Origin of the sequence: Nostoc sp. NMS7 (genome assembly GCF_017115085.1) — a bacterium.
In the GTDB taxonomy this organism is placed as follows: domain Bacteria; phylum Cyanobacteriota; class Cyanobacteriia; order Cyanobacteriales; family Nostocaceae; genus Nostoc.
The window spans coordinates 1-12,337 of sequence record NZ_JABXKJ010000122.1 but is presented as its reverse complement, the minus strand read 5'-3'; the positions used below and the strand labels follow the sequence as shown (position 1 = coordinate 12,337).

11 protein-coding genes and 2 rRNA genes are annotated in these 12,337 nt (G+C 43.4%); 5 read left to right on the top strand and 8 right to left on the bottom strand.

The features are described from left to right. From HWQ38_RS12370 to HWQ38_RS12360, 3 genes are all read left to right on the top strand, one after another. A 23S ribosomal RNA gene (locus tag HWQ38_RS12370) occupies positions 1 to 333 on the top strand; the annotation flags it as partial. A 68-nt stretch (positions 334 to 401) separates the two neighbouring features. Continuing rightward, a 5S ribosomal RNA gene (rrf, locus tag HWQ38_RS12365) occupies positions 402 to 519 on the top strand. 74 nt (positions 520 to 593) lie between these two features. Then, positions 594 to 881, top strand: a complete 288-nt coding sequence (locus HWQ38_RS12360) for a hypothetical protein (protein WP_292793733.1) — start codon at positions 594 to 596, stop codon at positions 879 to 881. A 583-nt stretch (positions 882 to 1,464) separates the two neighbouring features. On the opposite strand, the gene HWQ38_RS12355 is transcribed toward HWQ38_RS12360, so the two are convergent. The 5 genes from HWQ38_RS12355 to ssuD form a co-directional block, all read right to left on the bottom strand. Beyond that, complete coding sequence (locus HWQ38_RS12355; RefSeq protein ID WP_292793731.1) at positions 1,465 to 2,820, bottom strand: (Fe-S)-binding protein; 1,356 nt, start codon at positions 2,818 to 2,820, stop codon at positions 1,465 to 1,467. 49 nt (positions 2,821 to 2,869) lie between these two features. Continuing rightward, a complete protein-coding gene (locus HWQ38_RS12350; RefSeq protein ID WP_292793729.1) occupies positions 2,870 to 4,219 on the bottom strand; it encodes an FAD-binding oxidoreductase in 1,350 nt (449 codons plus the stop codon). A gap of 795 nt (positions 4,220 to 5,014) precedes the next feature. Then, a complete protein-coding gene (gene ssuE / locus HWQ38_RS12345; RefSeq protein WP_292793726.1) occupies positions 5,015 to 5,581 on the bottom strand; it encodes an NADPH-dependent FMN reductase in 567 nt (188 codons plus the stop codon). After that, positions 5,578 to 6,216, bottom strand: coding sequence for a carbonic anhydrase (locus HWQ38_RS12340; protein WP_292793723.1), 639 nt, complete (start codon positions 6,214 to 6,216; stop codon positions 5,578 to 5,580). Before HWQ38_RS12340 ends, ssuE begins: the two co-directional genes overlap by 4 nt. 27 nt (positions 6,217 to 6,243) lie before the next feature. Further along, complete coding sequence (gene ssuD / locus HWQ38_RS12335; RefSeq protein WP_292793720.1) at positions 6,244 to 7,404, bottom strand: FMNH2-dependent alkanesulfonate monooxygenase; 1,161 nt, start codon at positions 7,402 to 7,404, stop codon at positions 6,244 to 6,246. A 478-nt stretch (positions 7,405 to 7,882) separates the two neighbouring features. Between ssuD and msrB the strand changes: the two genes are divergently transcribed. Then, positions 7,883 to 8,377, top strand: a complete 495-nt coding sequence (gene msrB, locus HWQ38_RS12330; protein ID WP_292793717.1) for a peptide-methionine (R)-S-oxide reductase MsrB — start codon at positions 7,883 to 7,885, stop codon at positions 8,375 to 8,377. Positions 8,378 to 8,990: 613 nt separating this feature from the next. On the opposite strand, the gene mreD is transcribed toward msrB, so the two are convergent. From mreD to HWQ38_RS12315, 3 genes are all read right to left on the bottom strand, one after another. Beyond that, positions 8,991 to 9,629, bottom strand: coding sequence for a rod shape-determining protein MreD (gene mreD / locus HWQ38_RS12325; RefSeq protein ID WP_292793715.1), 639 nt, complete (start codon positions 9,627 to 9,629; stop codon positions 8,991 to 8,993). 26 nt (positions 9,630 to 9,655) lie between these two features. Then, positions 9,656 to 10,450 carry a rod shape-determining protein MreC gene (mreC, locus tag HWQ38_RS12320; protein ID WP_292793713.1) on the bottom strand — a complete coding sequence of 265 codons (795 nt, stop codon included), beginning with the start codon at positions 10,448 to 10,450 and terminating at the stop codon, positions 9,656 to 9,658. A 90-nt stretch (positions 10,451 to 10,540) separates the two neighbouring features. After that, positions 10,541 to 11,548, bottom strand: a complete 1,008-nt coding sequence (locus HWQ38_RS12315; protein WP_292793711.1) for a rod shape-determining protein — start codon at positions 11,546 to 11,548, stop codon at positions 10,541 to 10,543. 372 nt (positions 11,549 to 11,920) lie between these two features. On the opposite strand from HWQ38_RS12315, the gene HWQ38_RS12310 reads away from it, so the two are divergent. Then, entirely contained in the window at positions 11,921 to 12,283 is a 363-nt protein-coding gene (locus tag HWQ38_RS12310) for a single-stranded DNA-binding protein (protein ID WP_292793708.1), read from the top strand. Positions 12,284 to 12,337: the final 54 nt, after the last annotated feature.

Below are 12,337 nucleotides of genomic sequence, written 5' to 3'. Positions count from 1 at the left end.
CGGTACGTGAGCTGGGTTCAGAACGTCGTGAGACAGTTCGGTCCATATCCGGTGCAGGCGTAAGAGCATTGAGAGGAGTCCTCCTTAGTACGAGAGGACCGGGAGGAACGCACCGCTGGTGTACCAGTTATCGTGCCAACGGTAAACGCTGGGTAGCCAAGTGCGGAGCGGATAACCGCTGAAAGCATCTAAGTGGGAAGCCCACCTCAAGATGAGTGCTCTCACTACACAAAGTAGGTAAGGTCACGGGCAGAACACCCGTTCTTAGGCGGTAGGTGGAAGTGCAGTAATGTATGTAGCCGAGCCGTGCTAACAGACCGAGGGCTTGACCTCACAACTTTTGGTGAATCAATTAATTGGCGTTACTTGCAGTCTTCAGGGTTTTGAACCCAATCACTTTTCCTGGTGTCTATTGCGCGGTGGAACCACACTGAACCCTTCCCGAACTCAGAGGTGAAACGCTGCTGCGGCCACGATAGTTTAGGGGTAGCCCTACGCAAAAATAGCTCGATGCCAGGATTCATTATTCTACTCAAGCCTCCTCATCATCATTTGAGGAGGCTTTTGTTATTGGTGTAACGTACTAAGCTGTCGTGTCTTTAATTTTGCAGAGTGTTCTCGTTGCAACAAGGGTTCCTGACTATAAAAAGTGCAAGTTATACGCGCTACAGCTTACTAAAACAACACAAGAACTTATTTTTACGCTGTTAGCCAAACCATCTTTTAAGTTATCTGAATGCTCTGGATTCATTCATAATTTAGAAATAACTGGAAAAGATACAGTAGATTACTCACGGCGATTACCACAGGAAGAACGCGATCGCGCTATTATTCAAGCCCTAGAAGTTGGTGTTTTTTGCCTAGAAAGAACTCAAAAGTGATATTATCGTCAACATCACTAGTACATCTGTTGTAGGAACAGATTTATTAATTGTGATTGAAGCAAGAGATAGAGGGTCTGATGCTTGGGGACGCAAACGCGTTTCTGAGCATTTGACTAAAGCTATGACGAGCGTCAGTCAAGCAAATGCGCCATCTTCCTGAGTCGTTATCGTGAGGGGTTAGCACAGGAAATTGGCGAATGGGCTGAAGGACAATCTGGGCAAGGTCTTTGGGTAGCAACAACGCATGAGTTTTTAAATACGGCTATCCGATTTATACTGATAGAGCAAAGATTAACTGCGCTACGTGCTGTCCAACCAGAAATAGATGCGATCGCAGTTGAAGACCACATTAAGCGCATTCGCACAACACTTAAGCAAATTACAAATATCACCACACACATCCACAATGTACGTCAAAATATTGAGGCTATTGCTACAGAGGTAGAGACTCTAAAACAAGAAATTAAGGATGCCCTTCAATCTATAGAAGATGCAATTCGTGGATAAGCGATAAATACAAAGCTCGTGCAGACGAGCTTTGTATTTATTTGCAATCTTTTAGCCTCTGGGTTTTTGTTTTTTAAATTTTCAACTTTTCACCCCGAATCGAATAATCTAACAACTCCATAGGGTGAATAACTGAAATCTTTTTACCTTGCAACTGCAAATGCTTCGTAATTTGCAAAGTACACCCCGGGTTAGCAGAAGTAATTAACTCAGCACCAGTATTCAACAAATTCTGCACTTTTTGCCGACCCAATTCTTCAGAAACTTCCGGTTGCAACATATTATAAACCCCAGCGCTGCCACAACATAAAGCTGCATCTATTGGTTCTCTCAACTTCACGCTGGGAATTTGCCGCAACACCTGACGCGGTTGCACGCTAATCTTTTGTCCATGCAATAGATGACAAGCATCTTGATAAACTAAATTCAAGGGTTTATCAGTTAGGGGCGAAAGTTTTGCTGTTAATCCAACAGTTGCCAAAAACTCTTGAGCATCTTTAACCTTCGCTGCAAAATCCTTCGCCTTTTCCCTATATTCTAGATCATCTTCTAAAATGTGACCGTATTCCTTCAAAGTATGACCGCAACCAGCAGCATTGATAATCACAAAATCTACATCAGTATTAGCAAAACTATCAATCATCTGCCTTGCTAAAGCTTTCGCCTGTTCTGCTTGTCCTTGGTGTTCGGGAAGCGCTGCACAACAACCTTGAGATTTCGGAATCACAACTTCACAACCATTCGCTGTTAAAACCCGCACTGTTGCTTCATTCACTGAGGAGAAAAACAGCCGTTGCACACAACCCAAAATTACCCCAACTCGGTAGCGCTTTTCACCTTGGGCGGGAATAACAGTAGGGAAATTATCTTGAAAAGATTTGAGAGTAATTTCTGGCAGAATAGATTCCATTGCTGCCAAACGGGGCGATACTTTCTTGAGTAAACCCGTAGCGCGAAATAATTTGGCAAACCCCAACTTTTGATAAACCAATAACGGAACTAATAAAATCCGTAAAAGTTTAGGATAAGGAAACAGAGAAAATATCAGTTGACGAAAAAATTGGTCTGGTAAACTGCGGGGATAATTCCGTTCAACTTGGTGACGAGTTGCAGAAATCAACTTGTCATACTGCACACCAGAAGGACAAATACTCACACAAGCAAGACACCCTAAACAAGAATCAAAATGTTCTACCGTTGCGGTATTCAGGGCAATCTCACCCTCATTAATCGCATCCATTAAATAGATACGTCCTCTAGGAGAATCCATCTCCTTTCCAAGCACCCGATAACTAGGACAAGTTGAGAGACAAAACCCACAATGTACACAACTATCAATCAACTTCGGGTCAGGTGGATGATTCTCATCAAACCCTTTCAAATTCTTTAAACTAGCCGTATTATTAACAGAATTTTCTGAAACTTGCATAATTAATTCTTCTCCCCTTTTCCTTTGCGTCCTTGGCGGTTCGTTAAAACTAAATCCCACCCACAAACCGACCAGGACTTAAAATATTCTTACTATCAAACTGTTCCTTAATACCGCGCATCAACGGCAAAGCATTCCCCGTGTAGCCCCAGACATCTATTTCTTTTTTAACCGCCATTGGTGCTTCCAGAATTGTTAAAAAACCTCTATGAGCTTGAGTGCGTAGGCGCAGCTCGCCGTAGGCATCGCCTCCGACGGAGCGTAGCTCATCGCGCACTTTCAAAACCTGATTTTTATCCTCTAATTGTAACAAACCTAAACCACTACTTATATGAATCAAACCCAACTCTACCTGAGTCAAAATCTCCACGGCAGCAGTAGGTAACACTCCTATTTTGCAGGTAATTACCGATTCTGTGGCAGTAGTATGTATTCGTTTTTGCAATCTCTGCCAGAGATTAGCTTCATCGCCATCTGCAAAAATTGCCCCATCTAAACCCAACTTTTGCCGTACTTCCAAAACTCGGTTTGACTGTTCCTTAACACTCTCGCTAATACTTTGGAAGCGGGCAATTAATCCCAGTCCTTGACCCAAACCTAAGCTAGACACCAGTTTAGTTGATAGCAAATCAGCTTGGACTGGTGTTAACGCCGAACCTCGAAGGATATCAGCCGCTTGGGATATAGCCTCAGGACTGCCCGTTAGTACCACTGTTTCCGATGCTTCTGGTAGGGGATACAGACGAAAAGTTAGTTGACTAATAACTCCTAATGTGCCGTAAGATCCAGTAAACAACTTCATCAAGTCATATCCGGCAACATTTTTAACTACTCTTCCCCCAGCTTTGGCGACTTGTCCATCAGCACGCACAAAGGTAATACCTAGTAACTGGTCGCGCACACTACCATAACGTTGCCGCAGAGAACCTGTATCACCTGTGGCGACAATACCGCCAATAGTTGCGGACTCTGGTGCTGTAGGGTCAATGGCAAGAAATTGCCGTGACTTTGCTAAAAGTCCTTGGAGATCAGAGAATTTCATCCCAGCTTCTACAGTGATAGTGAAATCCCCAACAGCGTGTTCAATCAGTTGGTTAATGTGTTCTGTACTAACTACGACATCAACGCCCTTGACTAAACCGCCCCAGTTGAGTTTACTGCCACTACCACAGGGGAGGACGCGCCAGTTGTTTATGTAAGCTGTGGCGATGACAGCAGCTAGCTGTTTTTGAGTGTGGGGATAGACAATACAACTGGGAGAATTTCCAGAAGCTATAGCCTGTTGGATACGTTTTTGCTGGCCTAGTTCGATATTTTCCCAAAGGCAAACAGCATTTTCTTCGCCGACAATAGATGCAAAATAATCAGCGCACACGCCTTGCGGCTTGTCGTTAGACATCGCTTTGATTCAGTTTATTTTTTTACGCCCTACATCTAATTTACTGGCTAACCTGACCAAAAAAGCAGATTATTACCGTCAGTAATCACAAAACAGCGCGATTGTAGGGAATTGAACTGCTAGTTCCTGAGCGATCGCGATCGCTTCGGCATCACTAGTAATCATCTTTTTATCTTTTCACTCCCCACTCGCTATTCCCCTTCTCAGTCGTAGTCTAAATACCTGAAAATTGCTGTAAAAATAATTCATTCAATTTCTAATAGCTTTTTGGCGTGTTTCAAATGTTTACAGAGAATGTGAATTTATTTGTAAGCCTCTTCTGGAGAAATACCGCCAGTTTGTAGGTTACAGATGTAGTTCACACCTTGAGAAAACTCTTGGAGATTATCGTTAAATACCAAATACTCTGGCTTAAACTGCCCATAATATTTTAGTCAGGGTTGAAATAAGAGTCTGAAACTCTCTTCTCTACGAGATGCGGCACTTCTCTAGGAGACGCTACGCGAACGGCAAGGCTCAGTGACCACGCGAACAATGCGTGAATTGTTAACAAAGTATGTTCAGTTTAATTCCCCTGCCTCTACAGGCAGCACGTTTTGTGTCCGGGTGAAATCCCCGGACGCTCTCTACGAGACGCTAAAAGCGAACGCAGACTCGCTACCGCTTCGCTAACACAAAACTGAATTACGAATTACGAATTATTTTAAGTTGCTCTGATTAACTTTTAAAAAAAGGTAGCAGATGGGTAGAAATTACTCATCTGCTACCAGCAAACGGAGGTATAAACTTGATTATTTAATTGGCATGAACCAATTCTTGAGGCGCTGCGGCATCATATTCTACAGCTTTAACAAATTCCTTGAGAACGTCTTTGAGTCTTTGCTCAATTTCCTCATCTAACAAGACACTGTTATCAGCTTGCCGTTGAATTTGTTTGTCTACTGCATAAATAGTAGCTAGGATATGCCGCGCTCCTAATTCCGATAACACAGGTTTCAGGGCATATTCAATTGCCAATAAATGAGCGATCGTCCCACCCAGAGCAATTGGTAATACGGGTTTACCTGTCAATGATTTTTGTGGCAGCAAATCTAGAAATGTTTTGAGTACTCCTGTATAAGCAGCTTTGTAGATTGGGGTAGCAATAATCACACCATCTGCCTTTGCTAATAAAGCTTTTGGCTGTTCTAAAGCAGGGCTGTCATATCGTCCAAAAATTAAATCTTCAGCAGGCAAATCCCGAACTGAAATAATGTCTACATGCAAGCCTTCTTGTTGTAAAAGCTTGGCAGTGTATTCGACAACACCATAGGTTCTAGATGGATGGGTTGGACTACCAGCGATCGCTAAAATATGAGTCATTCAATTAAACTCCCAATTTCTAAAATGGGTTCAGGATGTTTTGTGGTTTTGGTCTTCATTGCTGATGCTGTGTTGACCTGATCACTCAGACGTTTGTAGGGACGGCGCAAGCTCATACTCTCTACTTCCCAGATGTAGCCATGAATAACTATATCCTGGGGAATTAAAGCAGAATTACGCAACAATTCCACCTGCTGTATACAAATTTCATCTACATCGGTAAACGTTTTGATCCATTTGGAAAAAACGCCTTTTGGTAGCTTCAACTCTGGCAAAGCCGGATCGACAGTAACTTGATCTACGTCAATACCTTGATTTCGCAATACCTCACTGAGAAAGTCTCCTGATGCTGTCATCATGCCACATTCGGTATGATTAATTACGATGATTTCTTTTGTGCCAAAAAACTGTGTAGTTAACATCGCTGACCGAATAGCATCATCCGTAACTAACCCTCCGGCATTACGGAAAATATGAGCATCTCCTTCACCAATTCCTAATGCTTTCTCCACAGGTAAACGTTCGTCCATGCAAGCTAGCACCCACAAGCGTTTATTGTTAGGTATCCCCACCTGACGACGCAATGCCCACGCCTCTTTTTCTGAGATTTTTTGGTCAATTTGTTGGTGCAACATGGTTGGTAATTTACTAGTTCTTAATTACTAGGATATGGACGTTGCTCTTTGTTGAGGCTGTTGCTTAGGGAAATCTTCATTTGCCACAATCTCACCAAATGGACTCAAAACATGTTGCTTTTCCACTGCTGGCAGATTCTCCAAGGGCAAATGGGGAAATAGAAGTTCTGCGACTCGATAAGCTTCCTCTAGGTGGGGATAGCCAGAGAGGATAAAAGACTCAACACCCAAAGCAGCGTATTCCAACATCCTGGCTGCAACAGTTTGGGGATCTCCTACTAAGGCCGTTCCCGCACCACCCCGCACTAAACCGACTCCCGCCCAGAGGTTCGGGCTAATCTCTAATGCCTCACGATTACCGTGGTGTAATTGCGTCATCCGGCGTTGTCCTTCTGAATCCATCCGGGCATAAGCTTTTTGAGCTTTAGCGATCGCTTCCTCATCCACATACCGAATTAAATCATTTGCCGCATCCCAAGCTTGACTCTCGGTTTCGCGCACAATTACATGTAGGCGAATCCCAAACCGCAAAGTCCGGCCTTCTGATAAAGCAAGTCTGCGAACTGATGCAATCTTCTCGGCTACTTGCGCTGGTGGTTCGCCCCAAGTGAGATAAACATCTACATGTTTAGCAGCAATTTTTTGAGCAACACTAGAAGAACCGCCAAACCACAAGGGCGGATATGGCTTCTGAACAGCTGGAAACAGTAGTTTACCATCCTGAATGTTGAAATAGTCGCCCTGGAAATTAGCTTGTTCACCACTAGCGATCGCTCGCCATACTGTCAAAAATTCATCTGTTAATTCATAACGCTGATCGTGATCCAAATGCAAGCCATCTCCCGCTAACTCCACAGGATCGCCCCCTGTCACCACATTAATCAGCAAGCGTCCCCCAGAGAGACGATCAAAGGTCGCCGCCATCCGCGCTGCTACCCCAGGTGATACCAAGCCGGGACGAATCGCCACCAAAAAACGCATCTGTCGCGTCAGTGATACCAGCGTTGACGCGACAATCCAAGCATCTTCGCAAGAGCGACCCGTGGGCAACAATGCCCCTGTATAACCAAGGTCATCCACCGCTTGGGCAATCTGCCGCAGATAAGGAAAGCTTACCGCTCGTCCACCTGTAGCAGTTGCAAGGTAACGTCCGTCGCCGTGGGTTGGGATGAACCATAGTAGCTGCATGAGTCCTGTCCTTTTAAACTACGATAAATCGATAGAAATACCGTGTTTTGTTTATAGTTCTGAAAGTACCACATATTCTACTTAATTAACCAAGAAGTTTTCACGAAACTACGGTATCTCTATCAGACCAATGTATATTAAGCTGTGTTCAATAGGGTGGTGATCGGAAAAATTGGGTGTTGGGCATAGTTTTTCTGCTTGTCTGCGATCCACCAGTTAGCCAACACTTCTGATGAGAAACTGATCACCAGAATATCCGCGCAAAGGAGAGCAACTAAATAATCAGGTCAAGTTGATCTGATTCCCGTGCAGTATTTTGTTATTTCTTAGCTAATTTTAATGAGTTTATCAGGGCTAATTCAGAGCGTAGACGCAAAGCGGCTTGTCGTCAGACATCGCTGATTATAGTCATGAATGTAGTGAATCCCGTACTGGAGTTGATTGGCCAGTTAACCGGAAAATAGAAAATAATAGATATATGGACAAACGCTATTTTTTACAGGCTAGTGCAGCAATAGTCGGCACAGCATTCTTATCAAAGTATATCAATTGGGGGTCAGAGGCGATGACAACTTCTAAGAGTGAATTTGAAATTACCAAACCAGAGTCAGAGTGGCGCACGATTTTAACGCCAGAACAGTTTAGTGTATTGCGTAAGCATGGGACTGAACGCCCTTACACCAGCCCATTGGATAAGGAATACGACAATGGGACTTATTTTTGTGCTGCGTGTCAACAGCCACTGTTTACGGCTGATACCAAATTTAACAGTGGTACTGGCTGGCCGAGCTTTTTTAATCCCATTGAAGGTGCGATCGCTCTAACTGTAGATAAGTCGTTGTTTATGACCAGAACTGAAGTGCATTGTAGTCGCTGTGGTGGTCATCTAGGTCATGTTTTTGATGACGGACCTGCACCCACTGGTAAGCGCTACTGCATGAACGGTGTTTCGCTAAAGTTTATTCCTGCTTGAGAAGTTACGTCACCGATACCGTTCGCGTAGATATCGCACACACTGCCAACCTAAAGTATCAGATGTAGACTTCAAACTTGGTCTTGATCTGGCTTTAGGTAAACTCCATATTCAGACTCAGAAAATGTTGAGCTAGAGTTAGCACATCTAAAGCGACTAATTTCCCCACATAGTGCTGAGTCACCGAAGTTCGGTGGACTATCTGAACTTCGGTGACTCAACACTGTTGAAACAGCTTTTGAGGCTTGACCAAGGCTAAATCGTCTTATTGTTTGGGTCTTTTTTATCCTTTTTGTCTTTGGGATCTTTTTTAGGTTTTTTAGCTTCTTTATTACTTTTTCTTTCCTTTGACATCAGCGTTCTCCAACTAGGTTAATCAGTTAAAACTTCCACATTCTGCCGTCAGGAAATCAGGAGATGACTTTCCTGATATTTTTTTAAGGCAAAAAAGAAAGTATCAGACATGAATACTACTAACTACCATAATACGGTGTTGTTTTATTCACTGTCGCTTGAATCCATATTGCCAGAGGTTGCCCAAATTCCATAAAGATTTAGCTTACAAGCTACAAAGGAGAATTTTCTTTCCTGTCACCTGTAATCTATCCCCTTCTTAACTCCTAACTCCCTTTACTAATTCCTCTAACACTTTCATCCTCTGCCACCAACGATTTAGGGGATAATAGACTACAGGTGCCCACAGACTACTAAGAATGGCAGAGGCTAGGGCGACACGCTGGTAATATGTCCAAATATCTGTTATTTTGCGCTCATCGCCGCTCAAAGTTAATTGCAACCCAAAGATAGTTTCTGCCAAAACTGCCATACCAAAGACAATCACAGCAATCGAAATAAAATCTTCTTCGATAAAACGCTGTTTTTTGAGCAGACTAGTTAAAATTCCCACTATACCTAAACTGAGGGCATGAGTAGGGTTAGGTGATGTCATTGAATCTTGAAGTAACCCCAGAACTATACCTGCGAATGCTCCAGAAAACACTGGGCGCTTCACACTCCAAGCTACCACCCAAATTAACAGCCAGTTAGGGCCAATTCCCAATAATTCCATACCTGGCAAGCGGGTTGGCAATAATAGTAAACATAACAGTACAGATCCAACCGTCACTATCCAACCCAACAACTGACGTATACCGGGATGCCAGCGAGAAAGCGGCTGGATTTGGAATTTCGATTTTAGCTCTGAGGATTTTGGCTTTTTCTGCCTGCTGTTACCAAATGCAGGAATCTTCATTTTTCTATAGATTTTCAAGGAAGAATTTACTTAGACTTTTGCGGTACTTGATTTTCCGATTCTTGGTTTTCTGGCTTTGGATAAACAGCTACCCAATCGAGAGAGCGGATTGGCGGAAAAAGCTCAACTTTCGCCACTGATGCCGGAAGTTTCTTTAAATCCAGCGATTTGATTCGTCCTACTGCCAAGCCAGATGGAAATTTCTGACTATAAGTAGATGTGGAAATTAAATCTCCTACCTTGACATTTGGGACTTTTTCATAAAACTCCAGCACAGCTTCAGCAGAAGAATCTCCTCGCAAAACGCCTTTAGCTGCCGTGCGGCTAACTGATACACCCACTTGACTATTGAGGTCACTGATTAACAACACGCGGCTAGTATTGGGAGTTACACTCTCCACTAAACCCACTAATCCGCCATCTGCCTTAACTATGAAGCCTTCCTGAATCCCTGCATTCGCACCGCGATTTAGGGTAACTTGTTGCCACCACTGGTCAGCACTACGTCCCACTACCCGTGCTGGAATTGGCCGTGATGCCAGTGGCTCTTTTTCCACATAGCCCAATAAATCTTGTAGCTTTGCCTTTTGACTTTCCAAATCTACTATCCTGGTTTGCAATTCCAATATCCGGGCATCTCTGAGACGTTCTTCTGGAGTTGGCCCTGACTGCAACATCTCTAACGGACGGGTAATTGCCTGGTATGTCTCAAGCACCAGTTCACCTTGAGTCTGTCGCAATATCCAAGCACTACCAACTACTAGAGCTAACAACCCGATTTGTAACCCTTTACGATCCCACCAACGCCGTATTGTAACCATATATACCTTTGCATACTTATAAAAATTAAGTTCTACTTGAATTCTATTTATATAGAACCCAAATAGAACTCAAATATGATATTTTTTTTGCTACATATTACGAGAGCTTTCGGTGACAACTCGTTCCAACTGTTTAAAGTTTTCTAACACACGGCCTGTTCCCAACACAACACAGCACAAAGGATCGGCAGCAATGTGGGTAATAATTCCTGTTTCATGACTAATCAGGGTATCTATACCTTTGAGCAAAGCACCGCCACCAGCTAACATAATACCTCTGTCAATAATGTCTGCTGCCAGTTCTGGAGGTGTGCGTTCCAGCGTCCGCTTCACAGCTTCTATAATTACTGATAGTGGTTCCAACATGCTTTCACGGATTTCTGGGGCTTTGATTGTGACAGTTCGCGGTAGACCCGAAAGCAGGTGTAAGCCTCGGACTTCCATCATCGCTTCATTATCATCATGAGTCGGATAGGCAGAACCAAGCCGAATCTTGATGTCTTCGGCAGTGCGTTCACCAATCACTAAGTTATGAACTTTCTTAATATACTGAATGATCGCTTCAGTCAGTTCATCTCCAGCAATGCGTACTGATTCGCTGATTACTGTACCCTGAAGACTTAGTACGGCAACTTCTGTTGTACCACCACCAATATCGATGATCATGTTGCCAGTCGGTTCGGCAACAGGTAGTCCGGCACCAATTGCCGCAGCTATCGGTTCATCGATTAAATACACTTTTCTGGCCCCTGCTTGATGGGCTGCATCCATCACAGCTCGCCTTTCTACTCCTGTGACACCACTGGGAATACCAATGACAATCCGGGGTAAAATTAAGGATCGGCCTTCATTTACACGTTGAATAAAGCTTTTCAGCATCAGCTCGGCTATATCGAAATCAGCGATTACACCATCCCGCAAGGGGCGGAGGGCAATCACATTTCCGGGTGTGCGACCGAGCATTTTTTTGGCTTCTTCTCCTACTGCTAGTGCGACCTTTTCGTTGACATCGATCGCAACTACAGAAGGTTCTTGCAGTACAATACCTTTACCAGATACATAAACCAGAGTGTTAGCGGTACCGAGGTCGATACCCATATCCCATGATGTGCGAAAGTTCCTAAAAAGACCCACGCGTGTCTAAGCCCCCTATGTGCGATAGTTTTTGACTACAACGGTAAGAATTAATCGTGCCAGGTTTGATAAAGCTTGTATCCTGAGTTGAATAAACTAGACTACATTTTTAGATGATTCCCAGGAATATTTACTATGTGTCAATCCTGTATTTTTTGATATCCTCTGGTTAACTAAGTATATCCATATACTTTTATGTGTTTCTCCAAGTAGTATGTATAATTTTTCAATTCAATTATATTGTTAACTGTTTAACAGATTATTTTCAAGTGTTTCACAATTCGCTATGATCAAAGTCAGAATTAATCAGTACACTTGTACTTAAAGGTAAAGCAGATGAGTATCAATATTGTCACCCTTGTTGGTCGTGTAGGCAGCGACCCTGATATAAAATATTTTGAATCTGGTAGTGTTAAGTGTAGATTGACACTAGCTGTAAAAAGGCGATCGCGCAACAGCGATGAACCTGACTGGTTCACGCTGGAATTATGGGATAAGACGGCTGAGGTAGCAGGTAATTATGTCCGTAAGGGCAGCCTAATTGGCATCAAAGGTTCCTTAAAGTTTGACACATGGAGCGATCGCCAAACAGGAGCAAACCGTTCTACACCAATTATTAGAGTAGACCAACTAGATTTATTAGGCTCTAAGCGAGATGGAGAAGGCGGTACAGCAGATACATCTTCAGAACATTTTTAATTGGGCATTGGGCATTGGGCATTGGGCATTGGGCATTGGGCATTGGGCATTGGG

What these genes read in the sequence shown, in the direction of transcription:
- HWQ38_RS12315 (WP_292793711.1), bottom strand. Translation starts at nt 11,548, where the DNA reads ATGGGTATCGACCTCGGTACCGCTAACACTCTGGTTTATGTATCTGGT.
- msrB (WP_292793717.1), top strand. Translation starts at nt 7,883, where the DNA reads ATGGACAAACGCTATTTTTTACAGGCTAGTGCAGCAATAGTCGGCACA.
- HWQ38_RS12340 (WP_292793723.1), bottom strand. Translation starts at nt 6,216, where the DNA reads ATGTTGCACCAACAAATTGACCAAAAAATCTCAGAAAAAGAGGCGTGG.
- mreD (WP_292793715.1), bottom strand. Translation starts at nt 9,629, where the DNA reads ATGAAGATTCCTGCATTTGGTAACAGCAGGCAGAAAAAGCCAAAATCC.
- HWQ38_RS12310 (WP_292793708.1), top strand. Translation starts at nt 11,921, where the DNA reads ATGAGTATCAATATTGTCACCCTTGTTGGTCGTGTAGGCAGCGACCCT.
- ssuE (WP_292793726.1), bottom strand. Translation starts at nt 5,581, where the DNA reads ATGACTCATATTTTAGCGATCGCTGGTAGTCCAACCCATCCATCTAGA.
- HWQ38_RS12355 (WP_292793731.1), bottom strand. Translation starts at nt 2,820, where the DNA reads ATGCAAGTTTCAGAAAATTCTGTTAATAATACGGCTAGTTTAAAGAAT.
- HWQ38_RS12350 (WP_292793729.1), bottom strand. Translation starts at nt 4,219, where the DNA reads ATGTCTAACGACAAGCCGCAAGGCGTGTGCGCTGATTATTTTGCATCT.
- ssuD (WP_292793720.1), bottom strand. Translation starts at nt 7,404, where the DNA reads ATGCAGCTACTATGGTTCATCCCAACCCACGGCGACGGACGTTACCTT.
- mreC (WP_292793713.1), bottom strand. Translation starts at nt 10,450, where the DNA reads ATGGTTACAATACGGCGTTGGTGGGATCGTAAAGGGTTACAAATCGGG.